Here is a 25,672-nt window from a genome sequence, read left to right as displayed (position 1 = left end):
GCATCAGGTCCCTGAGCCTGTCGGAGGGACCGCAACCGGCCGCGCCGGCTCCGTGCGGTGTCAGGTCAAGCCGTGCCGGTGCGCGAGTACCACGGCCTGCACGCGGTCCCGCGCGCCGAGCTTCTGGAGCACGTTCGACACGTGCGTCTTCACCGTCGCCTCGCCGATGAACAGTCGCGCGGCGATCTCGGCGTTGCTCAGCGCCTCGGCCATCCGGCGCAGCACCTCGGCCTCGCGTTCGGTCAGCGGTTCGAGCAGCGGCAGCGGCAGTGGCGATGGACCCGCGGGGGCGGGGGATGCCGCGGCGGAGGCGTCCCCCGCGGCGAAGCGTTCGATGACCCGACGGGTGACCTCAGGGGCAAGCAGCGCGTCGCCGGCGCCGACGATGCGCACCGCCGACACGAGCTCCTCGGGGCCGGCGTTCTTGAGCAGGAAGCCGCTGGCCCCCGCCGACAGCGCGGCGAAGAGGTAGTCGTCGCGGTCGAACGTGGTGACGATGAGGATCGCGGCATCCGAGTCGGGGTCCGCGGTCAGCAGGCGGGTCGCTTCCAGACCATCCATGTCGGGCATCTGGACGTCCATGCAGATCACGTCGGGGCGCAGCCGTTCCGCCGCGGACACCGCCTCGGCACCGGTCGCGGCCTCGCCCACCACCGCGATGTCGGGCTCGAGCGACAGGATCGTGCGGAAGCCCGCGCGCATCATGGCGTGATCGTCGACGAGGAGCACGCGTAACTCACGCATGGGCCACCTCCGCCGGGGCCAGCGGCACCCTTACCCGCACGAGCCACCCGCCACGCGCGCGGGGACCGATCTCGATGCTGCCGCCCGACACGGCCGCCCGTTCGCGCATGCCGAGCTGACCGAGGCCGGGGGTCGACGAACCGGGGCGTCCCGTGTTCGCGACCTCGAGCTCGACGGCGTCCGCGGCGAAGCGCAGGCGCACGTCGGCCGTCGCGCCGGGACCCGCGTGTCGACGGGCGTTCGTGAGGGCCTCCTGCGCGATGCGGTACAGGTTGACCTGCACGAGCGGGGGCGGGTCGACGACGGGTTCGCCGACGACCGTGAACGTCGTGGGGAGCCCCGCGGCATCCGCCTCGTCGACGAGCGCGCGCATCGAGGTGAGACCGTGCGTGGTGGGAGCGGTGTCGGGCGCCGCCTCCGACCCGGGCGAGCGCAGCGTCTCGAGCAGCTGGCGCAGCTCGTGCAACGACTCCCGCGCCGACCCTTCGATGCTCGCGAGCGTGTCGCGGGCGGCATCCGGATCGCGGGAGAGCAGCGACCGGGCCACCCCCGCCTGCACGCCCATGAGGGAGACGTGGTGGGCGACGACGTCGTGCAGTTCGCGGGCGATGCGCACGCGGTCGAGCGCCACCGCCTGGGCCGCGGTCACCTCGCGCTCCGACTCCAGCTCGGCGGTGCGCTCCTCGAGGGCGGCGCGCTCGCGCATCTGCTGGTGCGACCGGTCGCCGAAGTAGTAGGCGCCGCCGAAGAACAGCGCGTTCACCCCGATCATCAGCAGCTGGTACGCGACGAAGGGCGAGAAGGCGCCGACGCGCGAGAACGCCCCCTCGACCGCGGGGTCCACCGGCTGCGTCGCGTCTTGGAACATGACCACGAAGAGCCACGCGAACATCCCGACGATGATCGCCACGCGCACGATCGTCGCGCGCCGGCGATTCGGCTCCCACGCGCCGACCGTGTACAACGCGATGAACATGGCGATGTTGCCCGCGTACAGTTCGGGGATGCGGAAGGTGACGGCGAAGAAGTAGGCGACCGACACGACCACCGCCGTGACCGACGGCCAACGCCGGCGCACCGCGATCGGCACGGCGAGCACGGCGACGTACACCAGGGCGATCGCGAGGGAGCCCTGCTCGTCGCCATAGATGCCCGAGATGGACGACAGCACCGCGCTGAGCATGCCGCCGAGGAACAGCACGAGCGCGAGGATGACGTCGCCGCGCTGCTGTGTGCGGGTGAGCCGTGGCATCCCTCCACGCTAGGGCGGGTGGTGGGCCCCCGCATCCCCCGCGAGACGGAGTCAACCCCGCGGTGGAATACGGGGTCGGCGGAAAAGCTTGCACCTGAATGCACTCGGGCGCCCCGCGCCCCCGTCAGCACAGAGAGGATCACCGTGACCGACTACACGATCGGCTACATCGTCGGCAGCATCTCCAGCACCTCCATCAACCGCCGCCTGGCCAAGGCGCTCGAGAAGGTCGCGCCCGAGGGCGTGACGCTGAAGGAGATCCCGATCAAGGACCTCCCCTTCTACTCGCCCGACTACGACGGCGACTTCCCCCAGGTCGCGAAGGACCTCAAGAGCGCGATCCAGGATGCCGACGGCGTCTTCATCGTGACACCCGAGTACAGCCGGTCGATCCCCGGCGTGCTCAAGAACGCCCTCGACTGGTCGGCCCGCCCCTACGGCGAGGCGTCGTTCAACGACAAGCCCACCGCCGTCATCGGCACCTCGCAGAGCGGTATCGCGACGGCGGCCGGCCAGCAGCACCTGCGCTCGGTGCTCCTGCACTACAACGCCCTCGTTTTGGGGCAGCCCGAGGGCTACATCCAGTCCACCCCCGGCCTGTTCGAAGAGGACGGCACCGTCACGAACGAGGGCACGGCCGAGTTCCTGCGCTCGATCATCGAGGCCCTCGTGACGCTCATCTCGCGCACGGCGCCCGCCGAGGTCCCCGCGGCCTGATCTCCGCGTGCGACGGCGGGGTCGGGGCGCGCCTCGGCCCCGCCGTCGTTCCCGGTGGCGTCGACGGGCTCAGCCACCTGTGTCGTGGCCCAGGTCCCTGAGCCGGTCGAAGGGCCCGGGACCCGTGCGCGCGTCACGGCGCCAGCGCCTCGGCCTTTCGCCGCAGCAGGGCGGCCTCGCGCTCGTTGCGGGTGAGGCCCGCCGCCGCGAGCAGCTCCTCGCGCGCCTCGCGGGTGCGCCCCAACCGCGACAGCAGCTCGCCGCGCACCGAGGGGATCAGGTGCGAGCCCCGCAGAACCCCGTCCGCGGCGAGTCCGTCGACGACCGCGAGCCCTTCCAGAGGACCGGATGCCATCGATACGGCCACCGCGCGATTGAGCTCGACGACGGGACTCGGTGCGACCCGGCCGAGCACCTCGTACAGCAGCGCGATGCGCTCCCAGTCGGTGGCCTCGACGCTCGACGCCTCCGCGTGACACCGCGCGATGGCGGCCTGCAGGTGATACGGCCCGCGCCCGCGCGCGAGGGCGTCGGCGCGTGTCAGCAGCGCCGCCCCGCGGGCGATCGCCGAGTGGTCCCAGCGCCGCCGGTCCTGGTCGGCCAGGAGCACGGCATCCCCGTCCGCATCGACCCGGGTGGCGAACCGCGAGGCCTGCAGCTCCATGAGGGCGCCGAGGCCGAGGACCTCTGCTTCGCGGGGGAGGAGGCCCGCGAGCACGCGCCCCAGGCGGATCGCCTCGTGCGCCAGCTCGGTGCGCAGCACTGCGTCGCCGGAGGTGGCGGCGTAGCCCTCGGTGAAGACGAGGTAGATCACGCTGAGCACGCCGCCGAGTCGCGTCGGCCACTCCGCCGGATCCGGCACCTCGAACGGCACGCGCGCGGCGCCCAGCGTCTTCTTCGCGCGGACGATCCGCTGCTGCATCGTCGTCACCGGGACGAGGAACAGCCGCGCGATCGCCTCGGTGTCGAGGCCGCCGACGACCTTCAGGGTGAGGGCCACCTGCGCCTCCCGGGAGAGCGCGGGGTGGCACGCCGCGAACATCAAGCGCAGCACGTCGTCGTCGATCGGCTGCCATTCGGCATCCGCCGTCACGTCGATGTCCGCACCGATCAGCCGATACTTCTCCCCGAGGTTCTGCGCCCGACGCCAGCCGTCGATGGCGCGCCGCTTCGCGACAGCCGTCAGCCAGGCGCCGGGGTTCGCGGGGACGTCGTCGCGCGGCCACTGCGCGAGTGCTTCGGCGACGGCGTCCTGGGCCAGGTCCTCGGCGGTGGGGAGGTCACCGACGACGCGCGCGAGCGTCGCGACGATCCGGGCGCCTTCGATGCGCCAGATCGCCGCGACGCGCCGCGCGACGTCGGGGTCGCCGTCGGCGTCAGGACCGGGGGCGGGGCTCACCGCGAGGACTGCTCCTCGCGCCAGCCCTCCTCCTTCTGGATGTACTCGTTGTCGGCGAAGGCCGCGAAGTCGGTCTCGTCGGTCACCCGGCGCACCTCGAGCGTGTTGCCGGCGATCAACGGCGCACGTCGCGCCCACTCGATCGCCTCGTCGCGCGTGGACACCTCGATGATCCAGAAGCCGTTGAACAGTTCGTGCGTCTCGCCGTAGGGGCCGTCGGTGACGACCGGGGTCTCGCCGCCGAACTCGACCACGAAGTTCTGACTCATGTCCTCGGCGAGGCCGTCGCCCGCGACGAGCACTCCCGCGGTCATCATGGACTCGTTGTAGGCGCCCATGTCGTTGATGATCTGCTCGAACGGGATCTGCTTGTACGCCGCGTACGCCTCGTCGGTACCGCGCATGATCAGCATGAACTTCATCGTGGACTCTTCTCGTCGGTGCTCTCGCGAGCGATCTGAGGGGAGCGAATGCCTGCCCCTACTATCGCGTCGAACGGCGACGAGCGGAATCGACAGGGCGCGGGAAAAATCCCGGATGCCACTGCCGCGGCGCTCAGCCGAAGATCATCGGCAGATCGTCGTCGTCGTCGGCGCCCGACAGGTCGAGGTCGGCGACGACGGGGACGTGATCGCTGGGGACCTCGCCCTTGCGCTCGTTGCGGTGGATCTCGGCGCCCTGCACGGCGTCGGCGAACGCCGGCGAGCCGAGGATGAAGTCGATGCGCAGGCCCTCGTTGCGGGGGAAGCGCAGCTGCTTGTAGTCCCAGTACGTGTAGCCGGTGGGGATCAGCGGACGCACGACGTCGCTCAGGCCCGCGGTCTCGAAGGCACGGAACGCCTCGCGCTCGGCAGGGGAGACGTGGGTGGTCGCGCCCTCGACGACGGTGGGGTCGCCGTTGTCGTCGTCGGTGGGGGCGATGTTGAAGTCACCGGTGAGGGCGAGCGGCAGGTCGGGGCGCGCCGCGAGCGTGTCGGCGGTGTACTGGCGCAGCGTGTCGAGCCAGTCGAGCTTGTAGACGTAGTGGGGGTCGTCGAGCCCGCGGCCGTTCGGCACGTACAGGCTCCACACCCGCACGCCGTTCACGGTCGCGCCGATCGCCCGCGCCTCCTGGGGCAGGTCGGGCCCCTCCTTGCCCTTCTCGAAGCCCGGCATGCCGGGGAAGCCGATCTCGACGTCTTCGAGCGGCTCGCGGCTCGCGATCGCGACGCCGTTCCACTGATTCAGGCCGTGGGCGGCGACGTGGTACCCGGCCTCTTCGAAGGCCGCGTACGGGAACTGCTCCGTCTTGCACTTGATCTCCTGCATCGCCAGCACGTCGATGTGCTCGCGCACGCAGAACTCGACGGTGCGGGTGACGCGGGCGCGGATGGAGTTGACGTTCCAGGTGGCCAGGCGCATGGCATCCAGCCTACTTTCGGCGGACGACATCGCCGTGCGTCCGGCGTCCCCGGCTCCCCACCGCGTACAACGGCGGGAGTCGTGCGCGACACGCCGCCCGTCGCCGCCCGCGGCGTGCCGTGTCGGCGGCCCGCCGTTGTGCTCGGCACGCGCGAGGCCGCGACGGGAAGCCCGAATAGACTCGACGCCGTGACCACCGCCTCCACTCCCGAGCTCGAAGCCGACCGTCAGGCCCTCATCGGCCTCATCAACGCCGAGGCGGTGTTCCACGGCGACTTCACCCTCTCGAGCGGCAGGAAGGCGACGTACTACGTCGACATGCGCAAGCTCACCCTCGACCACCGCGCCGCCCCCGCGATCGGGCGCCTCGTGCTCGACCTCGTGAAAGACCTCGACGGCGTCGTGGCCGTGGGCGGTCTGACGCTGGGCGCCGACCCGATCGCGAACGCCGTCATGCACGAGTCCGTGAACGCGGGTCGCCCGCTCGACGCCTTCGTCGTGCGCAAGGAGCCCAAGGACCACGGCCGCGGACGCCAGATCGAGGGCGCTGACGTCGCCGGCAAGCGTGTCGTCGTCGTCGAGGACACCTCCACGACCGGCCAGTCCGCGCTCAAGGCTGTCGAGGCCCTGCGCCGCGAGGGCGCCGAGGTCGTCGCCGTCGCGGTCATCGTCGACCGCAAGACCGGCGCGCAGGCCGCGATCGAGGCCGAGGGCCTGCAGTGGCTGGCATCCATCGATCTCGACGACCTGGGGCTCGCGCCGCAGTAAGGTCGCCGCGGTCCTGCCGAACGCGGGGCCGTTCCTCGAGAACAGGGCATCGTTCGAGAACAGGGCGTTCTGCCGCTCGGCGACCCTGTTATCGCGCGATCTCCTGTTCTCGTGAGGCCGCGGGCGACCGCGCGCGGCGATGCGCCCGGATGCCGTTCGTTGAGATCCGGCCGGCCGCGCCCGGGGTGCCCGCCCGGTGCGTCAGCGCGCGTCGTCGCCCGGTCCGGGCCCGTCGAAGGGGTCGCGGCCGCCGCCTCCGCGGCGCGAACGTCTCCACTGCACGATGAACGCGACGAGCGTCCCGGCGGTGATGAAGAAGGCCGTGATCAGCCACAGGGTGCGGTCGTCCATGGCATCCATCCTCCCCGACCGGCGACGGGCGGCGTCAACCCCTGGCGGCCCGGTCGCTGTCACCGCGGCCCGTCGTCCAAGCGGACCGTTCTTCGAGTGGCTCGCTGTCCGGGCAGGCGGGTGGGCGTGGCCGTCTCGGTCAGGGTCGACGATTCTCCGCGGCATCAGCGACGATCTTCGCAATCCGCGCCGCCCGTGTCTGCGGGCGGACCGCCATGGCGATCTGCGTGAGGCCGAACTTGCGTGCGGAGGGAGGGAACGCGTCCCACCGTGCCCGCGCGACCGGCACCGCGTCGAGCGCGACGGTGAGGTCGGCGGGCTCGATGCCGGCCTCGGGTCCGTCGAGCACCTCCCAGGCGCCGTTCGCCCGCGCGACGTCGATGACCCGGCGTCCCGCCGGTCGCAGACGCCCCTCGGCTTCGAGACGGGCGACCCGGGCCTTGTTCGTCGCCGCCCAACCGCTGGTCGCGCGACGCGGCGCGAACCAGAGGCCCGAACTCACGTCGTCGAACACGCGCACCGGACCGTCGATCCAGCCGAAGCAGAGCGCTTCGCACACGGCATCCTCGTAGTCGACGTAGCGGCCCGCGTCAGCCCCGCGGCCCCGCAGGAGCCACGCCCCCCTCGAGGATTTGTGGTTCCGCTCGAGCCACGCGCTCCACGCGGCAACGTCGACCGCCGCCACTTTCTCGCCGTCGTCGAGCGCGCCCATGATCAGAGCCCGGCTTCGAGCCCCTCTTCGCCGTCTGCCAGCTCGGTCTCGAGCGGCTCGTCGCGCACGAGCTCGGCCACCGAGCCGAGGATCTCGTCGGGACGGAAGGGATAGCGCTCGATCTCGCGCTGGTCGCTGATGCCGGTCATCACGAGCACGGTGTGCAGGCCCGCCTCGATGCCGGCGACGATGTCGGTGTCCATGCGGTCGCCGATCATGCCGGTGTTCTCGCTGTGGGCGCCGATGCGGTTGAGGGCGGAGCGGAACATCATCGGGTTCGGCTTGCCGACGATGTAGGGCTCCTTGCCGGTGGCCTTGGTGATGAGGGCGGCGATCGCGCCGGTCGCGGGGAGCACGCCCTCGGTCGAGGGGCCGGTGGCATCCGGGTTGGTCGCGATGAAGCGCGCGCCGCCGCGGATGAAGCGGATCGCCTTGGTGATGGCTTCGAACGAATAGTTGCGCGTCTCGCCGACCACGACGTAGTCGGGGGTGGTCTCGGTCATGATGAACCCGGCCTCGTGCAGCGCGGTGGTCAGTCCCGCTTCGCCGATGACGAAGGCGGAACCGCCCGGCATTTGCGACCTGAGGAAGTCGGCCGTGGCCAGCGCCGACGTCCAGATCGACGATTCCGGGACCTCGAGCCCCGACGCTCGCAGACGGGCGCTGAGATCGCGCGGGGTGAAGATCGAGTTGTTCGTGAGGACGAGGAACGGCGTGCCCTCGGACCGCCACTGCGCGAGCAGTTCGGACGCGCCCGCGATGGGCGTGTTCTCGTGGACGAGCACGCCGTCCATGTCGGTGAGCCAGCACTCGATGTCGCCGCGGGTCCTCATGCCGCCCAGCCTAGACCCGGCCTCTGACACGCCCCCGGAAACACAGGAGGGCGGGCGCGATCCGGTGATCGCGACCCGCCCGTCCGCGGTGGCGGCGACTTACTTGAAGGTGTCCTTCACGTTCTCGCCGGCCTTCTTGGCATCCGCCTCGACCTGGTCGGCCTTGCCCTCGGCGGCCAGACGGTCGTTGTCGGTGGCGTTGCCGATGGCTTCCTTCGCTTGCCCACGATGTCCTGAGCGGCGTTCTTGATCTTGTCGTCCAGACCCATGATCGGACTCCTTCTCGTTTCGACGACGTCGGCGGCGGATGTCTCGTCGCGACGGAGCGGGGTGCTCACAGGTGTGACGCATCCCGCGCGAGATTCGTCACGCCGTTCCGCACGAAACTTTGCGGATGCCGATATGCCCGGAACGGAATGAACCCGTGACGGCGACGCCTCATCTCGTTAGGGTCGAAGGGTGACGCGCAGCGAGTGGGACCCCGAGAACCTTCCCGACCTCTCCGGACGCTCCTACCTCGTGACCGGCGCCACCCGCGGACTCGGCTATTTCGCGTGCGAGCAGCTCGCCGCGGCGGGCGCTCATGTCCTGCTCACCGGACGCAACCCGCATAGTCTTTCCGCCGCCAAGGCCGCCGTGAAGCGGTCGATCCCGGATGCCGCGGTCGAGACGCTCCTGCTCGACACCAGCAACATGGGCTCGGTGCGGGCCGCCGCGGCGACGGCGCGGGCGCGAGGGCGCCTCGACGGACTGCTGCTCAACGCGGGCGTGGTCCACCCGCCGAAGCAGCGCGAGACCGTGGGAGGTCACGAGCTCGTGTTCGCGACCAACGTGCTGGGTCACTTCGCCCTCGCCGGTGAACTGCTCAAGCCGCTCGCCGCCGCACGCGGACGCATGGTGTGGGTGGGCAGCATGTCGACGTCGCTCTGGCGACATCTGCCGACCGACCCGGAGTTGCGCGAGGGCTACACACCCTGGAAGGCGTACGTGCAGTCCAAGGCCGCGACCACCGCTCTGGCCCTCGAGGCCGACAAGATGCTGCGTGCCCACGGCGTACCGGTCGAGAGTCTCGTCGCGCATCCGGGCTACTCCACGAGCGGCCGCACGCGGGGTGTGCGGGGCGTGAACGAACCCAGCCGCCTCACGCGCTTCGTCGACAACCTGCAGGCGCCCATCACCCAGTCCAAGGAGCAGGGCGCGTGGGCTCTCGTCCGCGCTCTCGTCGACCCGCATGCCGAGGGCGGTTCGATGTACGGTCCCGCGCTGGTCGCCCGCGGTGCGCCCCGGCGGGCCACCCCGGCGCGTGCAACGCGGCGCGGCGGCCTCGGCACCGACCTGTGGCGCGCGTGCGAGACCGCGACGCACGTGAAGTGGCCCTTCGAGCGGGCCCGGCGCGCGGCATCCTGACCGTGGATGCGGCGCTGCGCGTCAGCGCGTGAGCCAGACTGAGCCACCGGCGCCAGCGGGCAACGACATCTCCACGCCGTCGGCCCGCACGACCTCGTCGGAGACCACCTCGAGCTCGTGGCCGACGTCGATTCCGCGCTCGACGAGCGCGCGCAGCAGCTCGGGGTCGCGATCGCTCACCCGCAGCACGCGCCCGGCGTGCCCGACCGGCGCTTCCGCCAGCAGGACGAAGGCTTCGCGGTGCACCGCTCCCTCAGCATCCGGGATGGCGTCTCCGTGGGGGTCGAACCGGGGGCGGCCCAGCCGCTCGTCGATCCCCTCGAGCAGCCGGTCGCTGAGCGCGTGCTCGAGCACCTCGGCCTCGTCGTGCACCTCGTCCCACGTGTAGGCGAACTCGCGCACGAGCCAGGTCTCGATGAGGCGGTGACGGCGGATCACCCCGGCGGCACGTCGCTGCCCCGCGGGCGTGAGCGACACCGGTCCGTACGGCCGGTGGGTGACGAGCCCCTGCGCGGCGAGCTTCTTGACCATCTCGGTCACGCTCGAGGGGGCGAGGCTGAGGACGCCGGCGAGCTGCGAGGGCGTGATCGGGGTGTCCTGCCACTCGGTGTGGTGGTAGATCGCTTTGAGATAGTCGTCTGCCACGGGCGATTCCACGCCGTCAGCCTATCCGCCGGTGAACACCAGCCACAGGAGCACGACGTTGAGCGCGATGAGGAACGCGGATGCCAGCACGCCGGCGATCGTGGTGGCGCGGCGGTTGCGGTGGTCGCCGAGCACGTCGGCGCGCGCGGTCAGCGCGACCAGCGGCACCAGGGCGAACGGGATGCCGAACGACAGCACCACCTGGCTGAGCACGAGGGCGAGGGTGGGGTCGACGCCGACTCCCAGGATCGCCAGTGCCGGCACGAGCGTGACGAGGCGCCGCACGACGAGCGGGATCCGCGCCCGCAGCAGCCCGTGCATGATCTCAGCGCCGGCGTAGGCGCCGACCGAGGTCGAGGCGAGGCCGCTCGCGAGCAACCCCACGGCGAACAGCGTCGCCACGAGCGGGCCGAGTCCGTCGCGCAGCGCCGCGTAGGCGCCTTCGAGGCTGTCCGTGCCGTCGACGCCGGCGAGGTTGGCCGCGGCCAGCAGCAGGATCGCGAGGTTGACAGTGCCCGCCACCGCGAGGGCGATCGTGACGTCCCAGCGGGTCGCCCGGAGCAGCCGCGGCGTCGAGATGCCGCGCGCGCGCTCCAGCGCCGCGCGTGAGGCCGGCGTCCCCACCGCGGCGGGGAGAGCTCCCGCCGAGCGGGCCGATGCCGTGTGCTCGACGGCCGCGGGGGTCGTGGCATCCGGGGCGAAGCGATCGCGCGCCAGGGCGGAGTGCGCGTAGATCGCATGGGGCATGATCGTCGCGCCGAGGATGGAGGCGGCCAGCAGCACCGAGTTCGTGCCCTCGAAGCGCGGCACGAGGCCACCGGCGACGCCCGCCGGGTCGGGGGGAGCGATGAGCAGGCCGAACGAGAAGCCCACGGCGATGATGACCAGCATCCCGATGAGGACCGTCTCGAAGGCCCGCGCGCCGCGCCGGGTCTGCACCAGCAGCAGGCCCATCGACACGAGGCCGGTGAGCGCTCCTCCCCACACCAGGGGGATGCCGAAGAGCAGGTGCAGCGCCACCGCGCCGCCGATGACCTCGGCGACGTCGGTGGCCATCGCCACCGCCTCGGCCTGCAGCCAGTACAGCCGCCGCGCCCAGGGGCGGTGCATCCGGCGGCCGAGGATCTGCGGGAGGCTCTCGCCGGTGACGATGCCGAGTTTCGCGGACAGGTACTGGATCAGCCACGCCATGACGTTGCCGAGCACCACCACCCACACGAGCAGGTAGCCGAAGGCCGCGCCCGCGGTCATGTTGCTGGCGACGTTGCCGGGGTCGAGGTACGCGACGCCCGCGACCATCGCCGGGCCCAGGAGCCACAGGGCACGGCCGGGCGCATAGCGGCGGGCCACGGCATCCTGAGTTTTCGGCATGCCGAAACCATACTAATTTTTCGGGTAACCGAAAACGGTGTGCACGATCCGTCGCTCCGTGCACGCCGGGCGGGGTGCAGCGGGTGATCTCACGCCGACCCTGTGCTCGGGGCCTCCCCGCCCTGTCGGCGGTCGTCGAGTGGCGCGCCGGATAGCCTGGATCGGTGACGGATGCCGACGACCCGACGACGGCGCGCGGCGGTCAGGCCTCGGCGCCCGACGCGCAGCCCCCGGTGCTCGGCGAGAAGCTGCCGGCCCCCGGCGCCCAGACCCCGGCGCTCAGCGCACAGGCCTCGAGTCACGACGCGCCGTCCCCGGCCGACGACGCGCAAGCTCCGACGCACGGGGTCGGGCCATGGCCCGGGGGCCCCGACGAGTGGCCCGACGACCCGCGGTACGACCGCGAGCTGCTCGCGGAGGGAGACCGCCGCAACGTCGTCGACGCCTACCGGTATTGGAGCATGGACGCGATCGTCGCGGATCTGGATGCGAAGCGGCATCCGTTCCATGTGGCGATCGAGAACTGGCAGCACGACCTCAACATCGGCACGATCGTGCGGAGCGCGAACGCATTCCTCGCCGCCGAGGTGCACATCATCGGCAAGCGCCGGTGGAACCGCCGCGGCGCCATGGTGACCGACCGGTACCAGCACGTCCGCCGCCACGAGGACGTCGCCGCGTTCGCCGCCTGGGCGCGCGCGGCCGGCCTGCCGGTGATCGCGGTCGACAACGTCGACGGCTCGGTCCGGATCGACCGCGCCGACCTGCCGGAGGCGTGCGTGCTGCTGTTCGGTCAGGAGGGTCCGGGGCTCTCGCCCGAGGCGATCGAGGCGGCGGCCGGTGTCGTCGAGATCACGCAGTACGGCTCGACCCGCTCCATCAACGCGGCCTCCGCCGCCGCCGTGATCATGTACGAGTGGTGCCGCCGCTGGGCCTGACGGCGTGCGAGGGTGGGGGGATGCCGAAGGCCGTCACCCTCATCCGTTCGGCGTCCCTGTCGGGCGTCGCCGAATACGCGTACGCGGCGACCGCTCCCGCCGAGGCCCGTCTCATCTTCCTGGCCGGTTCCTGCCCGCTCGATGCGGAAGGGGCGACGGTCGGTGTCGGCGATGTCCGCGCGCAGGCGGCGCGATGCGTCGCGAACCTGAGGACGGCGCTCGCCGACGCCGGGGCGCAGCTCACCGACGTGATCAGCACGCGCGTGCTCGTGACATCCGCTCGACAGGCCGACCTCGTGGCGGCGTGGGAGGTCGTCCGCGACGCGTTCGGTTCGCACGACGTGCCGAGCACGCTGATGGGCGTCACCGTGCTGGGCTACGACGATCAACTCGTCGAGCTCGAGGCGGTCGCCGCGGTCCTCGACGACTGACGCGAGCGCGGTCGCGCGCCCGATGGGGATCACCCGGTGCCGCCGAGGGCGCGGGTCTGGTCGGGGTGCACCCGGTGCCGACGAGGGCGCGCCGGGGTCGCGGGTCAGCCGCCCGCGGTCATCCATGCCCGGCCGCGTACGCGGAGGCCGAGCGTGAACGCCCGAGCGAGCATGTAGACGCCGAAGAACGCGGCGGCGAGCCACGCGAGCCCAGCCGGGCCGCCGCCTGCGAACAGGGCGACGAGCGCGAGCGCCGGCGCGTAGGGGACGAGGTTGAGCACTCCGGCGAGGGCCAGGTAGCGGGCGTCTCCTGCGCCGATCAGCACTCCGTCGAGCACGAAGACGAAGCCGGCGAGCGGCTGCGCCACGGCCAGCACCATCAGAGCGGGCTGGACCAGTGCGGCGACCGTGGCGTCGCCGGTGAAGGCGAGCCCGATCACGCCCGAGGATGCCGCGAGCGCGGCGCCGACGCCCACGCCGAACCAGATGCCCCAGGCGCTCGTGCGTCGGAGGACCCTCCGCACCGTTTCGGTCTCGTTCGCGCCCAGGGCGTGACCGATGAGCGCCTGGGCGGCGATCGCCAGGGCGTCGAGGGCGAACGCCGCCGTGGAGAAGATCGTGAACGCGATCTGCCACCCCGCCAGTTCGGCCGAACCGAGCCCGGTGGCGACGGCGACCGTGGCGAGGAAGGCTGCCCGCAGGCTGAGGGTGCGCAGGAACAGCCACCCTCCGGATCGCGCCGTGCCACCCCACCCCTCGCGCTGCGGCCGGATCGACGCGTCATGGCGACGGGCCAGGGCGCGCACGACGAGCACGTACGCGCCGACCATGCCCCATTGCGCCGCGACGGTGCCGACTGCGGATCCCGCGATGCCCCACCCGAAGCCGTAGATGAACAGGGCGTTGAGCGCGGCGTTCGCCCCGAAGCCGACGCCGGCGATCCAGAGCGGGGTGACCGTGTCTTGCAGGCCGCGCAGGAGGCCGGTGGCCGCGAACACCACCAGCATCGCGGGCAGGCCCCACATCGAGATCGAGAGGTAGACGCGCACGTTCTCGGCGACGTCGGGGGCGGCGCCGAAGAGATCGATCACGAGGGGGGTGAAGATCGACCCGACCGCGGCGAGCACCGCCCCCAGCGCGAGCGCGAGCCACATGCCGTCGATGCCCACCGACACCGCGCGCCCGGTTTCGCCCGCGCCGAACCGGCGCGCGACCGCCGGGGTCGTCGAATACGCGAGGAACACCATGAGCCCGACGATGGTCTGCAGCACAGCCCCCGCGATGCCCAGACCCGCCAGGGGAGCGACACCGAGATGCCCCACCATCGCGGCATCCACGATGAGGAAGAGCGGTTCGGCGATCAACGCCCCCAGGGCCGGCACCGCGAGCCGCAGGATGGAGCGGTTCAGCGTCGCGGGCGGGGTCGTCACGGTTCGAGCCTAGGCCGGGCCTCCGACGTCGCCCGGCGCAGGCCGGCGCACGGGCGATGCGCGGAACGGGGAGGGTGTGCGTTCCGCGGACAGGGCGTGGCGCGCCCCGCGTTCCGAGCCCGCACGGATGTGGGGCACTTATCCTGTCTGCATGACCGACACCCCCCGCTCCGGTCTCGCGCTCGACGAGCTCAGCGACGAGATCCGCCCGCAGGACGACCTGTTCCGCTACGTGAACGGCCGCTGGTTGGAGCGCACCGAGATCCCCGACGACAAGGCCCGCTGGGGCTCGTTCCACCTCATCGCCGAGCAGGCCGAGGCGGACGTGCGCACCATCGTCCAGGAGTCGCAGGACGCCGAGCCGGGCAGCGAAGCCCGCAAGATCGGCGACCTGTTCGCGAGCTTCATGGACACCGACCGCATCGACGCCCTCGGCGGCGAGCCGCTGGCCCCGCAGCTCGCGGCCGTCGACACCGCGACCGACATCCCCTCCCTGCTCCGGCTCATCGGCGAGCTCGAGCGCGACGGCATCAGCGGCCTGCTGACGCTCTTCGTCGAGCCCGACCCGGGCGACCCCACCCGCTACGTGCCGGTGGTCTACCAGGGCGGCATCTCGCTGCCGGACGAGAGCTACTACCGGCTCGAGAACTTCGACGAGACGCGCACCGCCTACCGCGCGCACATCGCGCGCGTGCTCGAGCTCGCCGGTGTCGCCGAGGCCGCGGCATCCGCCGATCGCGTGTTCGCGCTCGAGACCGACCTCGCCGCGCACCACTGGTCGCGCGAAGACAGCCGCGACGCGGTGAAGACCTACAACCTGAAGACCTGGGACGACACGCTCGCCCTGGCCGGAGTCGACCTCGAGCCGTGGCGTGCGGGGGTCGCCCCGGGTCACGAGGACGCACTCGCCGAGGTCGTCGTCTACCAGCCGAGCTTCGTCGAGTCGCTCGGCGGCCTGCTCGTGGCCGACCGTCTCGACGACTGGAAGGCCTGGCTGCGCTTCAAGATCGTGCACGCGGCGGCGGCGTTCCTGTCCGACGAGTTCGTGGCGGAGAACTTCGCGTTCTACGGCACGCAGCTGACCGGCGTGCCCGTCAACCGCGAACGCTGGAAGCGCGGTGTGAGCCTCGTCGAGGCGGCGCTGGGCGAGGCGGTCGGCAAGGTGTACGTCGAGCGGCACTTCCCGCCGGCGGCCAAGGACGCGATGGACGGCCTCGTCGCCCATCTCATCGAGGCCTACCGCCGATCGATCCGCACGCTCGAGTGGATGACCGAGGAGACCCGAGAGCGCGCTCTCGCGAAGCTCGACGCCTTCACGCCCAAGATCGGCTACCCCGTCCGGTGGAAGGACTACTCCGACCTCGAGATCGAGGCCGACGACCTCGTCGGCAACGTGCGCCGCGCGCACGTGTGGGAGCACGACCGCCAGCTCGCCAAGGTGGGTCAGCCGATCGACCGCGACGAGTGGTACATGACCCCGCAGACGGTCAACGCGTACTACAACCCGCTCATGAACGAGATCGTGTTCCCCGCGGCGATCCTGCAGTACCCCTTCTTCGACGCCGAGCGCGACGCGGCCGCGAACTACGGCGGCATCGGCGCGGTCATCGGGCACGAGATCGGCCACGGCTTCGACGACCAGGGCAGCCGCTTCGACGGCGACGGGTCGCTGCGCGACTGGTGGACGGATGCCGATCGGGCGGCCTTCGAAGAGCGCACCAAGGCCCTCATCGCCCAGTACGAGGAACTCGTCCCCCAGGGTCTGAGCGCCGAGCACCACGTCAACGGCGCCCTCACCATCGGCGAGAACATCGGTGACCTGGGCGGGCTCGGCATCGCGATCGCCGCGTACCGTCTGTTCCTCGAGGAGCAGGGTGAGGCCGAGGGCGAGGGTCCCGTCGTCGACGGGTTCACCGGTATCCAGCGCCTGCTGCTGAGCTGGGCGCAGATCTGGCAGCAGAAGGGCCGGGATGCCGAGACCATCCGCCTTCTCACGATCGATCCGCACTCGCCGAACGAGTTCCGCTGCAACCAGATCGTGCGTAACATCGACGCGTTCTACGACGCGTTCGAGGTCACCGAGGGCGACGCCCTCTGGCTCGACGCCGACCAGCGCGTCACCATCTGGTGAGACGGCGTTTGTTGTCCTGCTGACCCGGAAGGAGCCACGCTCGTGGGCATGCCCCCGCTTCCCGAGCCCGCCCTGCCCGAGCCCGCCGGAGGGCCGGTGGAGTCGTCGAGACGCGACGCTCCGGCCCTCCGCGGAGCGGGACGCAAGGGTCCGAAGCGACTGCCCCGGCGGGCGGCGGCCGGCCGCCGCTCCTTCACCGCGACGCTGCGCTCGCTCGACGAACTCGCCGCCTCGGGAGCGAAGGTCTCGGTGCGCATCGACGACCTCGACGGCGGCACGGCGGTGCTCTCGGGCGACGATTTCGTGACCCTGCCCGTCGGCGGCCTCGGCGTCGTGCCGCTGCTCGTCGAGACGGCGGCGTCGTTCGAGTCGGGTCGGCTCGATGCGCTGGAGATCGTCGACCGGGCTGTGGTGGCGGGCGCCGCGCACGGCGGGACGTGGCAGCACCTCAAGGCTCCCGCGCTGCCGCTGACCGACCTGGCCCTCCTCGCGGCGTCGACGGGCGACGCCCTCGCCGCGAACGCCCTGCTGCACCGCGTCGGGCTGCAGTCGGTCCGCGCGCGCATCGAGCAGCTGGGCCTGCGGCGCACCGCGTTGCTCGACCGCTTCCGCGACGATCGCGGACCCGACGACGCCCCGCACGTGGCGTTGTCGACCGCGCGCGAGATGGCTCAGGTGTTCGCGGGGCTGGTGAACTCGACGATCGTCTCGCCCGGCGTCAGCGCCCAGGTGGCGGAGTGGCTGAGCCTGAACCACGACCTCTCGCTCGTGGCATCCGCCACCGGCCTCGATCCGTTCGCGCACGAGAACGATCAGCACGGACTGCTGTTCGTGAACAAGACCGGTCGCGCGCCGGGCGTGCGCGCGGAAGCGGGCGTGCTCGGCGGTCCGCGCGCCGGCGTCTCGTACGCGCTGATCGTGAACTTCGACGACCTCTCGATCGCGCACCGGCTGCGCGCTCACGACGCCTTCCGTGTCCTGGGCGTCGAGCTGATGGAGTACGTGTACTGACGCTCAGTCGGCGCGGATGCCCCACACGCTCCGCGAGCACGTCGCGGCGAGCGTGGCGACGACGATGATCGCCGCGCACCCCAGCAGCACCGGGGAAGCGCCCGAGCGCTCGGCGAGCGGGCCGACGACGATCTCGCCCACCGGCACCGCGACGAACGACCCGACCATGTCGTAGGAGTACACCCGCGACAGCGCCGCACGAGGGATGTGCGTCTGCAGGGATTGGTCCCACGCGATCGCGAAGAGCTCGATCGCGACGCCGCCGATCGCGAAGGCCGCGATCAGCACAGGCACGACCGGCGCCACCCCGAGGGCGGCGGCCGGAAGGGCCGCGAAGGCCATCGCCGCGACACCGATGCCGAGGGCCCGACGCGGTCGCCAGCGCAGCGCGATCACCGCCCCGAGGGCGAGCCCCGCCGTCTGCGCGGCGATCACCACGCCCCACGCGCCGCGGCCGAAGCTCTCGTCGGCCACGAGCGGGCCGAGGACGGTGGTCGCGCCGACGAAGGCGGCGTTCAGCACGGCGAACTGCAGCACCACGATCCAGACCCAACGCCGGGTCGCGAATTCGCGCCAGCCCTCGCGCAGGTCGTCCCAGACCGAGGCGCCGTCGCCGGGCGCGGCATCCCCCGTCGCGGGAAGCCGTAGGCGTGAGAAGAGCAGGGCGGCGGTGGCGAAGGCGGCCGCGTCGATCGCCAGGCCCCACCCCGGGCCGACGGCGGCGACGACCACCGCCCCGACCGAGGCGCCCACGATGCTGCCGCCGTTCAGCCCGAGCCGCAGCAGCGCGTTGGCGGGTCGCAGGAGCGGGGCGGGGACCGTGTCGGGCACGAGCGCGGCGGCCGCGGGGAGGCTCACGGCGGCGACGGCGCCGTTGACGACGCTGAGGATCACGAGCACCGGGATGCCGGCGGTCCCCGTGAGCACGAGGGCGGCGATCGCCCCCTGCGTCAGTGCCGCGGCCACCGACGAGCCCACGAGCACGGCCCCGCGGGGCAGACGGTCCGCGATCACTCCGCCGAAGAGCAGCATCGCGACATTGGCGACCGAGCGCGCGGCGACCACGAGTCCCAGATCCGCGGCCGACCCGGTGAGGTCGAGCACCGCGAAGGCCAGCGCGAGCGGGGCGACAGCGTTGCCCACGATCGCCGTCGTGCGTGCGGCGAGCAGCCAGCGGAACGGCGCGAGGGCGAGGGGACCCGTCACGCGGGGTTCCCGGGAACGGATGCCGGGCGCGGCGGCGTGGCGCGCACGGGGAACAGCGCGGCGGTCATCGACACCGGGAGGGTGCCCGGGGTGCGCGGTGGCCGGGCCGCGGCGTGCAGCAGGGCCGAGGCCTCGCCGATGTGCTGCACGATCCGGCGCCAGACGGCGGGGTCCACCCACAATTCCGCGTCGGTGGAGATCGCGGGACCGTCCGCGCGAAGAGCTGCGCGGCGGCGCAGTTCGTCGACGATCGCCTCGACGTACTCGCCTTCCCCCTCGCGCGAGCGGGCGCCGAGGTGCGCGTCGGGATCGAAACGCTGCGACGACGACTCGTGACGGTACCGTTTGGCCTCGCCGCCGCGGAGCCGGACGACCTCGACCACGCGCACGAGGTGCGCCCGCTCGAGCACGCGCAGGTGGTAGCTCGCGGACGCCTGCGACACCCCCAGTTCGCGCCCCGCCTCGGCCGCGCTCATCGCCGCGCCGGTGAGGAGGGACAGCAGGCGCAGGCGTAGCGGATGAGCGGTGGCGCGGAGTTCGTCGAGGCGCGACATCCCCCCATCGTCCTGCCCGCACCCACCACCGTCAAATGACTCTTTGGGGGTCGGTCGAATGGTGCCCCAACCCGGGCTTCGACGCAATCCCTCCTCACCGGGTTCACGGCGCTGGGACCCTGGTGGCCTCGAAACGAAAGGAAGGACCGAAGCCATGTCCGACACTCCTGCCACCACCGACCCGTTCGCCGACTCATCCGGCCCCGAGGGCCACTCGATCACCGACTGGACCGATCTCGGCCGCGAGATGTGGTCGTACCTCACCGGCCGCGGCGCCGCCGTGAACTACTCGTTCGTCGACATGACCGTCGAGGTGCCGCGCGACATCGGCCCCGACGCGCCCCGCGCGACGTGGAAGCTCAACGGCACCCTGCGCGTCACCACGAGCGACGACACCGCGGCCGGGTCCGACCCGTACCGCGGCAACTGAGGGGCGGCGCCGTCATGGTGCGCCTCGACATCGACCTCGCCTTCTCGGAGCAGGAGGCGGGGGATGCCGACACCCCGCCGTTCGAGGGGACCATCACGGCCTCCGGCACCGAGGTGCGCATCGTCGTGAGCGACCCCTCGCGCCTGCCGGGGAACGGCCGGCGGACGCTCGCCGAGCTGTCCACGGTCGCCGACGCCCTGGCATCCCGAGGCATCTCGGTGAAGCTCGAGGGGCCGGACGGGCCGATCCTTCAGCTCGGCGACGTCAAGAGCGGCGCGCTGCAACGCGTCATCACCGGGTCGAAGCACATCCGGCTCGGTTCCGTGGCGGCCGTCGCTCCGCTGCTCGTGCGCCGCAACGGCGATCGCACGCTGACGTTCCCGGTCCCGCCGGAGACACCGCTGCCGCTGGTGCCGACCATCAACCGCACGGTGCGCCGCCGGATCACGACCACGCACTACACCCCGGGGTCGGGCCGGCCGCGGCTCATCTTCGCGGTGGGGGATTCGTCGTGGGACGGCTCGCGACCACGCGAGTTCGACCTGCTGCCCACCACGACCGTGATCGGGTCCGGCGAGGAAGCCGATCTGCGCCTTCCCGGACTCGCCCCCGTGCACGCCGAGATCCGGCACGAGGGCGATGACGAGTACGTGCTGTACGGGTTCGAGGCCGTCGGCGGCGGCGGCGCGCGCGACCAGGGTCCCGGGCGAGGCGGCGGGGGACGCATCCTCCGCACCGGTGCCCGCATCGAGCTCGGCGACTGGCGGCTGGCGTACTTCCGCGCGGAATTCGCCGATCACGGCCGTCCGTACGGCGGCCGGCAGGGCGGCGAGTTCGCGCGTCAGCGCAAGCAGCCCCCGCGCGGCGGTTCGGGCCCGCTCAGTCGCGCGAGCGACCCGGACTGACGGTGCTCCGCCGGGTCCGCCCCTCTGCGGGGTGGCCCGGTGCGGCGGCGCCGGGGCCGAGGACGGGTGACATCGCCGAGGACGCAGACGTTCGTCGAGCCCGCATGTGTTCGTCGTCGGCGGCGTGCGACCTCGGCGAACGGATGCGGTTGCGGCGCGGATGCCGCGCGACGCGGCCGCGGGCGATCAGAAGACGATCGTGTGGTTGCCGTGGCGGATGATGCGGTCCTCGGCGTGCCACAGCACGGCGCGCGAGAGCACCTGGCGCTCCACGTCGGCGCCCCGGCGCGCGAGCTCGGCGGCGGAGTCCGCGTGCGTGACGCGGACGGTGTCCTGCTCGATGATCGGGCCCTCGTCGAGATCGCTCGTGACGTAGTGCGAGGTCGCGCCGATGAGCTTCACTCCGCGCTGCTTCGCCTTCTTGTAGGGCTCGGCGCCGATGAAGGCCGGCAGGAACGAGTGGTGGATGTTGATGACCGGTACGCCGATCTTCTCGAGGAAGTCGGGGGAGAGAATCTGCATGTAGCGCGCGAGCACGACGAAGTCGACGTTGCCGACGAGCAGCTCGAGGATGCGGGCCTCGGATGCCGACTTGTCGGGCCCGGGCGTCGAGGGCACGTGGAAGAAGGGCACGCCGAACGAGCGCACGTCCTCCGCGGCGGTGGTGTGGTTCGACACGACCATCGGGATGCTCACGGGCAGGTCTCCGCGACGGTGACGCCAGAGCAGATCGAGCAGGCAGTGGTCCTGCTTCGAGGCGAGGATCGCCATGCGCTTCGGGGTGGAGAGGTCGGTGAGCGTCCACTCCAGGTCGAAGCCCTCGCCGAGGGTCGTGGCGATGTCGGCCTCGATATCGGGCAGCGCGACGGCCAGGTTCGGGCGGTGGAACACCACCCGCTGGAAGTACGCGCCCCCGCGCGGGTCGTCGGAGTACTGGTCGAAGGCGACGATGTTGCCACCCTGGCGCGCGATCAGGGCCGAGACCGCGGCGATGATGCCGGGGGTGTCGCTGCCGTGCACGATGAGGCAGGCGTGATCGGGCTGCAGGTGGGGGCTCGCGGAGACCATCGGACCATTCTGCCGTGCGGAAGTGGCGCCCGCTGACCAGGGTCGTCATGTGCCAGGCGCCGTTCCCGTCGCGATCAGAGGCGCACGACCACCTTCTCCGCCGAGACGCCACTCCGCTGCCGATCGAGGGCGCCCTGAATGGCTCCCAGGCCCTCGCCGACCACGAGCGGCGCCGGTGCCGGACGCAGCGAGCCGTCGGCCAGCATCCGCGGCACGACCTCGCCCCACAGCCGCGGACCCATCTCGTCGTCACGCAGGCTGCTGCCCCAGACGAACCCCGCGCGGATGCCGAGGCGGCGGGCGCGCAGGCTCGAGCGCACCGTGGCGAGGCCGATGCGCATGAACACCGGCAGCATCGCGGGGAACAGGCGGCGGCGCCCCACGAGGGAGTCGAGCGACACCGGCGTGCTCGCCATCGCCAGGCGGGTTCCACCGACCCGCGACAGCACCTCGAGGCACGCTTCGGTCGATCCGGCGCCGAGGGCGACGGCGCCCGCGACGGGCCGTCCGCCGATCGCGGCGACCAGGTCGGCCACCGCCGACGGCGACCGGTGATCGACCACGGCCTCGGCGCCGAGGGCGCGCACCGTCTCGGCGTTCTTCGCGGATGCCGTGCTCACCACGTCGTACCCCGCGGCGCGCGCGAGCTGGATCGCGTTCATCCCGACGCTCGTCGACCCGCCCCAGATCACCACGACCTCCGGAGCGGTGACGGATGCCGGGGTTCCCGGCATCCGGAGTCCGAGGTGGTGCGGCTGGAAAAGCGCGCAGGCGGCCGTGGAGAGGCCGAGGGGGAAGACGGCGGCCTCCTCGTCGGAGAGGGCCTCGGGTATCGGGGCGGCGAGGCGCTCGAGCAGGACCGAGCACTGCTGGAACGCCCCTTCGCGCAGGGGGTCGCGCCCACGATCGGTGCCCGTGGCGAGGCCGAAGACGCGTTGGCCGACGCGGAAGCGCGTGACGTCGGCGCCGACGGCGATGACGTCGCCCGCGATGTCGGAGCCGAGGACCGCGGGCGTACGCAGCCACCGGTAGGTGATGCGACCCGTGCCCTGGATGACCCAATCGACAGGGTTGACGGCGACGGCGTGCACCCGCACGAGGACCTCGTCGGCGGCCGGGGTCGGCGTCGCGATCTCGGTGACGGTCAGCGGAGCGCGGGGGGCGGCGAGCGTCGCGGCGGTGTGCGTGGTCATGGGCGGCCCTTCGACGTGATGACACGGAGTGTCTTCACTATAGACGTGATGACACTGAGTGTCGTCACGTAGGATCGCCGCATGGCGAGATGGGCCCCCGATACGCGCGAACGGTTGCGCGCGGCCGCGCTCGAGCTCTTCGCCGAGCGCGGGTTCGAGGCGACGACGATCCCCGACATCGTCCAGCGCGCCGGAGTGACGCGGCGCACGTTCTTCCGGCACTTCGGCGACAAGCGGGAGGTGTTCTTCTCCGGCGACGAGATCCCGCGCCTCGCCGCCGACATGCTCGCCGCCGCCCCCGCCGGGGTGGCGCCGTTCGCCCTCGCCTGGGGCGGCTTCCAGGCGCTCGCCGGCGAGCGGTTCGAGCCCCGCCGCGCCGAGATCGCCGCCGCCCGCCGCATCATCGCCGCGGAACCCGCGCTCCGCGAGCGGGATCTGCAGAAGCAGGCCGACCTGCGCGAGGTCCTGACGGCGGGGTTCCGCGCCCGGGGCGTCGAGGCGCTCCGGGCACGGGTCGTCGCCGGGCTGGCCGTCGACCTGCTGCAGACGGCGCTCGAGCGGTGGGCCGACGACGACACGGGCACGCCGCTCATCGACCACCTCGAGCGGGTCCGCGCGGAGATGTCGGCCGTCTTCGACACCGACCTGCCCGCGGGGAACCCCCGCGGGCGAATGCCACCCCCCGCCGGTGTCGGTGGGCGGGACTAGCCTGGACGATGTGACCAGCACCCTGCGCCTCGACCGGCCGGGCTGGCGCACCTGGACGCTGTGGGCGGTCGGCGTGCTCGCCTACGTGGTATCGATCGTCAACCGCACCTCGCTGTCCGCGGTGGGGGTCGACGCCGCTGTGCGCTTCGGCGCCGACGCGTCGGCGCTGTCGATGTTCGCCGTCATCCAGCTCTTCGTCTACGGCGCGATGCAGATCCCCGTCGGCCTGCTGCTCGACCGGTTCGGCGCGCGCCCGATGATCGCGATCGGCATGGTGCTGATGGCGGTGGGGCAGCTCGTGATGGCCTTCGCGGATGCCGTGGGGATCGGCATCCTGGCCCGGGTTCTGATCGGGGCGGGCGATGCCGCCATCTTCCCGAGCGTCCTGCGCGTGATCGCGACGTGGTTCCCCGCGCAGCGGGCGCCGCTGCTGGTGCAGCTCACGGGCATCATCGGCCAGATGGGCCAGATCGTCGCCGTGGTGCCGCTCGCGGCCCTCTTGCACGCGACGAGCTGGAGCGTCGCCTTCGGCAGCGTCGCAGGGCTCGGCGTGCTCTTCGCGATCCTGACCTTCGCGGTCATCCGCAACCGTCCGCCCGAACGTCGAGCGGATCCGGTCGACACCTCCGTCGACACGCAGACGGGCGCCATCCGGGTGGTGCGTTCGGCGCCGGATCTGCGGCAGGGGTTCCGCGAGTCGTGGGCGCACCCCGGCACGCGGCTCGGCTTCTGGTCGCACTTCGCCACCCCCTTCGCGGGCACGGCGTTCATGCTGCTGTGGGGCTTCCCCTTCCTGACGGCGGGCGAGGGACTCGAACCGGCGGCGGCGTCGGGCATCATGACGCTGTTCGTGCTGTTCGGCATCGTCAGCGGTCCCGTGATCGGCGCGCTGTCGAGCCGCCACCCGCGGCGCCGGTCGCGCTGGCTCGTGCTGCCGACGGTCGTCTTCCAGGCGCTCGTGTGGATCGCCGTCGCCGCCTGGCCGGGGCCCGCCCCCCTGTGGCTGCTCATCGTGCTGATGTTCGCCCTGGCCACCGGGGGACCGGCGTCGATGATCGCGTTCGACCACGCGCGCACCTTCACGCCGAGCCACCGCCTCAGCACAGCGACGGGCATCGTGAATGGCGGGGGATTCCTCGCCGCGCTGCTGGCGATCCTCTTCATCGGCATCGCGATGGACGTGCAGGGCGCCGGGAGTCCTGAGACGTATTCGCTCGACGCGTTCCGCATCGCGTTCCTCACGCAGGTGCCGCTGTGGCTCATCGGCGGCATCGCGATCGTCGTCGAACGCGGGCGCACCATCCGCCACGTCGGCGGCGTGCTGCCGCGCTGACGGTGACGGCCCGCGGTGCGAGGATCGAGGGCATGAGCTCCATCGACATCCGCACGCTCGACACCGTCGAGGCCGTGCACGAGGCCTCCCGCGTGCTGGACCGGGTCTGGGGCGACCGCGGCACGATGCCGGCCAACATCCTGCGCGCCCTTGAGCACGCCGGGAACTACGTCGTCGGGATCTACGACGGCGACGCGATGATCGGGGCGTCGGCGGCGTTCTTCGGCCCGCCCGCCGCGCGCTCGATGCACTCGCACATCACCGGGATCATCGACGGCCACCAGGGTCGGGGCCTCGGCCGACGGCTCAAGGACCATCAGCGCGAGTGGGCGCTCGCCCGCGGGGTAGGGCACATCACGTGGACGTTCGATCCGCTCATCCCGCGCAACGCCCACTTCAACCTCGCGGTGCTGGGCGCGCGCGTCACCGACTACCTCGTGAACCAGTACGGCGAGATGGACGACGACGTCAACCGCGGCGACGAATCCGACCGGCTCCTGGTGTCGTGGGCGCTCGCCGAGCCGCCCGTTCCCACCCCGACGGATGCCGAGATCTCGGCCGTCGTGGCCGTGCCCGACGACGTCGAGGGGCTGCGCCGCAGCGATCCGGCGGCCGCCGCCGCCTGGCGCGTGCGCGTGCGGGACGAGATCCGCGGGCACGTGGCATCCGGTCGCCGGATCGGCGGGTTCGACCGCCGCGGATACCTGATCGTGGAGTGATCGCATCCCCGCGCG

At 72.1% G+C, this 25,672-nt stretch carries 27 protein-coding genes and 1 pseudogene; 12 read left to right on the top strand and 16 right to left on the bottom strand.

Annotated features, from left to right (window positions below; all coding sequences use genetic code 11):
- Nucleotides 1-60: 60 nt before the first annotated feature.
- Complete coding sequence (locus tag B0B15_RS01470; RefSeq protein ID WP_076672961.1) at nucleotides 61-744, bottom strand: response regulator; 684 nt, start codon at nucleotides 742-744, stop codon at nucleotides 61-63.
- Nucleotides 737-1,996, bottom strand: coding sequence for a sensor histidine kinase (locus B0B15_RS01465; RefSeq protein WP_076672960.1), 1,260 nt, complete (start codon nucleotides 1,994-1,996; stop codon nucleotides 737-739). The genes B0B15_RS01470 and B0B15_RS01465 overlap by 8 nt, the downstream gene beginning before the upstream one ends.
- Before the next feature lie 144 nt (nucleotides 1,997-2,140).
- On the opposite strand from B0B15_RS01465, the gene B0B15_RS01460 reads away from it, so the two are divergent.
- Nucleotides 2,141-2,713 carry an NADPH-dependent FMN reductase gene (locus tag B0B15_RS01460; RefSeq protein WP_076672959.1) on the top strand — a complete coding sequence of 191 codons (573 nt, stop codon included), beginning with the start codon at nucleotides 2,141-2,143 and terminating at the stop codon, nucleotides 2,711-2,713.
- Between the two features lie 133 nt (nucleotides 2,714-2,846).
- Here B0B15_RS01460 and B0B15_RS01455 read toward each other — a convergent pair whose 3' ends face one another.
- The 3 genes from B0B15_RS01455 to B0B15_RS01445 all read right to left on the bottom strand — a co-directional run bounded on the left by B0B15_RS01455 (nucleotide 2,847) and on the right by B0B15_RS01445 (nucleotide 5,513).
- The gene (locus tag B0B15_RS01455) at nucleotides 2,847-4,112 is read right to left on the bottom strand and encodes an RNA polymerase sigma factor (protein WP_076672958.1); all 1,266 of its coding nucleotides are present in this window, start codon (nucleotides 4,110-4,112) and stop codon (nucleotides 2,847-2,849) included.
- The gene (locus B0B15_RS01450) at nucleotides 4,109-4,534 is read right to left on the bottom strand and encodes a YciI family protein (RefSeq protein ID WP_076672957.1); all 426 of its coding nucleotides are present in this window, start codon (nucleotides 4,532-4,534) and stop codon (nucleotides 4,109-4,111) included. Before B0B15_RS01450 ends, B0B15_RS01455 begins: the two co-directional genes overlap by 4 nt.
- A 133-nt stretch (nucleotides 4,535-4,667) precedes the next feature.
- Nucleotides 4,668-5,513 (bottom strand): exodeoxyribonuclease III, encoded by an 846-nt coding sequence (locus tag B0B15_RS01445; protein WP_076672956.1) that lies wholly within the window; start codon nucleotides 5,511-5,513, stop codon nucleotides 4,668-4,670.
- Nucleotides 5,514-5,702: 189 nt separating this feature from the next.
- Here B0B15_RS01445 and pyrE point away from each other — a divergent pair, with 189 nt between their 5' ends.
- Nucleotides 5,703-6,281 (top strand): orotate phosphoribosyltransferase, encoded by a 579-nt coding sequence (gene pyrE / locus B0B15_RS01440; protein ID WP_076672955.1) that lies wholly within the window; start codon nucleotides 5,703-5,705, stop codon nucleotides 6,279-6,281.
- Nucleotides 6,282-6,482: 201 nt separating this feature from the next.
- On the opposite strand, the gene B0B15_RS16380 is transcribed toward pyrE, so the two are convergent.
- The 4 genes and pseudogenes from B0B15_RS16380 to B0B15_RS01425 all read right to left on the bottom strand — a co-directional run bounded on the left by B0B15_RS16380 (nucleotide 6,483) and on the right by B0B15_RS01425 (nucleotide 8,446).
- Nucleotides 6,483-6,632: a hypothetical protein gene (locus tag B0B15_RS16380; protein ID WP_176776537.1), complete on the bottom strand. Its 150-nt coding sequence runs from the start codon at nucleotides 6,630-6,632 to the stop codon at nucleotides 6,483-6,485.
- Nucleotides 6,633-6,771: 139 nt separating this feature from the next.
- Complete coding sequence (locus B0B15_RS01435) at nucleotides 6,772-7,344, bottom strand: YdeI/OmpD-associated family protein (protein WP_076672954.1); 573 nt, start codon at nucleotides 7,342-7,344, stop codon at nucleotides 6,772-6,774.
- A 2-nt stretch (nucleotides 7,345-7,346) separates the two neighbouring features.
- On the bottom strand, nucleotides 7,347-8,177 hold the full coding sequence (locus B0B15_RS01430; RefSeq protein WP_076672953.1) for an HAD-IIA family hydrolase: 831 nt from the start codon (nucleotides 8,175-8,177) through the stop codon (nucleotides 7,347-7,349).
- Nucleotides 8,178-8,276: 99 nt separating this feature from the next.
- Nucleotides 8,277-8,446, bottom strand: a pseudogene (locus B0B15_RS01425) (CsbD family protein).
- A gap of 190 nt (nucleotides 8,447-8,636) precedes the next feature.
- Between B0B15_RS01425 and B0B15_RS01420 the strand changes: the two are divergent.
- On the top strand, nucleotides 8,637-9,584 hold the full coding sequence (locus tag B0B15_RS01420) for an SDR family NAD(P)-dependent oxidoreductase (RefSeq protein WP_076672952.1): 948 nt from the start codon (nucleotides 8,637-8,639) through the stop codon (nucleotides 9,582-9,584).
- 21 nt (nucleotides 9,585-9,605) lie between these two features.
- Here B0B15_RS01420 and B0B15_RS01415 read toward each other — a convergent pair whose 3' ends face one another.
- Both B0B15_RS01415 and B0B15_RS01410 read right to left on the bottom strand, forming a co-directional pair.
- On the bottom strand, nucleotides 9,606-10,241 hold the full coding sequence (locus B0B15_RS01415; RefSeq protein WP_076672951.1) for a metal-dependent transcriptional regulator: 636 nt from the start codon (nucleotides 10,239-10,241) through the stop codon (nucleotides 9,606-9,608).
- Between the two features lie 9 nt (nucleotides 10,242-10,250).
- Complete coding sequence (locus B0B15_RS01410; protein WP_076672950.1) at nucleotides 10,251-11,600, bottom strand: Nramp family divalent metal transporter; 1,350 nt, start codon at nucleotides 11,598-11,600, stop codon at nucleotides 10,251-10,253.
- 164 nt (nucleotides 11,601-11,764) lie between these two features.
- On the opposite strand from B0B15_RS01410, the gene B0B15_RS01405 reads away from it, so the two are divergent.
- Entirely contained in the window at nucleotides 11,765-12,538 is a 774-nt protein-coding gene (locus B0B15_RS01405) for a TrmH family RNA methyltransferase (protein WP_256334131.1), read from the top strand.
- A 20-nt stretch (nucleotides 12,539-12,558) separates the two neighbouring features.
- Entirely contained in the window at nucleotides 12,559-12,969 is a 411-nt protein-coding gene (locus B0B15_RS01400; RefSeq protein WP_076675066.1) for a RidA family protein, read from the top strand.
- A 104-nt stretch (nucleotides 12,970-13,073) separates the two neighbouring features.
- Here B0B15_RS01400 and B0B15_RS01395 read toward each other — a convergent pair whose 3' ends face one another.
- A complete protein-coding gene (locus tag B0B15_RS01395; protein WP_076672949.1) occupies nucleotides 13,074-14,399 on the bottom strand; it encodes an MATE family efflux transporter in 1,326 nt (441 codons plus the stop codon).
- Between the two features lie 151 nt (nucleotides 14,400-14,550).
- Between B0B15_RS01395 and B0B15_RS01390 the strand changes: the two genes are divergently transcribed.
- Complete coding sequence (locus B0B15_RS01390) at nucleotides 14,551-16,530, top strand: M13 family metallopeptidase (RefSeq protein WP_076672948.1); 1,980 nt, start codon at nucleotides 14,551-14,553, stop codon at nucleotides 16,528-16,530.
- A gap of 48 nt (nucleotides 16,531-16,578) precedes the next feature.
- Nucleotides 16,579-17,541: a serine hydrolase gene (locus B0B15_RS01385; RefSeq protein WP_076675064.1), complete on the top strand. Its 963-nt coding sequence runs from the start codon at nucleotides 16,579-16,581 to the stop codon at nucleotides 17,539-17,541.
- A 3-nt stretch (nucleotides 17,542-17,544) separates the two neighbouring features.
- Here the strand turns inward: B0B15_RS01385 and B0B15_RS01380 are convergent, their stop codons facing one another.
- Both B0B15_RS01380 and B0B15_RS01375 read right to left on the bottom strand, forming a co-directional pair.
- Entirely contained in the window at nucleotides 17,545-18,747 is a 1,203-nt protein-coding gene (locus tag B0B15_RS01380) for an MFS transporter (protein ID WP_076672947.1), read from the bottom strand.
- Nucleotides 18,744-19,301 (bottom strand): winged helix-turn-helix domain-containing protein, encoded by a 558-nt coding sequence (locus B0B15_RS01375; protein WP_076672946.1) that lies wholly within the window; start codon nucleotides 19,299-19,301, stop codon nucleotides 18,744-18,746. The genes B0B15_RS01380 and B0B15_RS01375 overlap by 4 nt, the downstream gene beginning before the upstream one ends.
- 154 nt (nucleotides 19,302-19,455) lie before the next feature.
- Between B0B15_RS01375 and B0B15_RS01370 the strand changes: the two genes are divergently transcribed.
- The gene (locus B0B15_RS01370; protein WP_076672945.1) at nucleotides 19,456-19,731 is read left to right on the top strand and encodes a hypothetical protein; all 276 of its coding nucleotides are present in this window, start codon (nucleotides 19,456-19,458) and stop codon (nucleotides 19,729-19,731) included.
- A 14-nt stretch (nucleotides 19,732-19,745) separates the two neighbouring features.
- Nucleotides 19,746-20,636: an FHA domain-containing protein gene (locus tag B0B15_RS01365; protein WP_076672944.1), complete on the top strand. Its 891-nt coding sequence runs from the start codon at nucleotides 19,746-19,748 to the stop codon at nucleotides 20,634-20,636.
- Nucleotides 20,637-20,822: 186 nt separating this feature from the next.
- On the opposite strand, the gene purU is transcribed toward B0B15_RS01365, so the two are convergent.
- Together purU and B0B15_RS01355 are read right to left on the bottom strand one after the other, a co-directional pair.
- The gene (purU, locus tag B0B15_RS01360; RefSeq protein ID WP_076672943.1) at nucleotides 20,823-21,704 is read right to left on the bottom strand and encodes a formyltetrahydrofolate deformylase; all 882 of its coding nucleotides are present in this window, start codon (nucleotides 21,702-21,704) and stop codon (nucleotides 20,823-20,825) included.
- A gap of 74 nt (nucleotides 21,705-21,778) precedes the next feature.
- Nucleotides 21,779-22,897: a zinc-binding alcohol dehydrogenase family protein gene (locus B0B15_RS01355; RefSeq protein WP_076672942.1), complete on the bottom strand. Its 1,119-nt coding sequence runs from the start codon at nucleotides 22,895-22,897 to the stop codon at nucleotides 21,779-21,781.
- Between the two features lie 81 nt (nucleotides 22,898-22,978).
- Here B0B15_RS01355 and B0B15_RS01350 point away from each other — a divergent pair, with 81 nt between their 5' ends.
- Genes B0B15_RS01350 through B0B15_RS01340 form a run of 3 tightly spaced genes read left to right on the top strand, consistent with a single transcriptional unit; the run spans nucleotide 22,979 to nucleotide 25,657 of the window.
- Entirely contained in the window at nucleotides 22,979-23,605 is a 627-nt protein-coding gene (locus B0B15_RS01350) for a TetR/AcrR family transcriptional regulator (protein WP_083708803.1), read from the top strand.
- 10 nt (nucleotides 23,606-23,615) lie between these two features.
- Nucleotides 23,616-24,938, top strand: coding sequence for an MFS transporter (locus B0B15_RS01345; protein ID WP_076672941.1), 1,323 nt, complete (start codon nucleotides 23,616-23,618; stop codon nucleotides 24,936-24,938).
- Nucleotides 24,939-24,970: 32 nt separating this feature from the next.
- A complete protein-coding gene (locus tag B0B15_RS01340; RefSeq protein ID WP_076672940.1) occupies nucleotides 24,971-25,657 on the top strand; it encodes a GNAT family N-acetyltransferase in 687 nt (228 codons plus the stop codon).
- Nucleotides 25,658-25,672 lie beyond the last annotated feature (15 nt).

Source organism: Microbacterium sp. RU1D (genome assembly GCF_900156435.1).
Classification (GTDB): Bacteria; Actinomycetota; Actinomycetes; order Actinomycetales; family Microbacteriaceae; genus Microbacterium.
The sequence above is the reverse complement of the archived record's forward strand: the minus strand, read 5'-3'. Positions and strand labels throughout refer to the sequence as shown.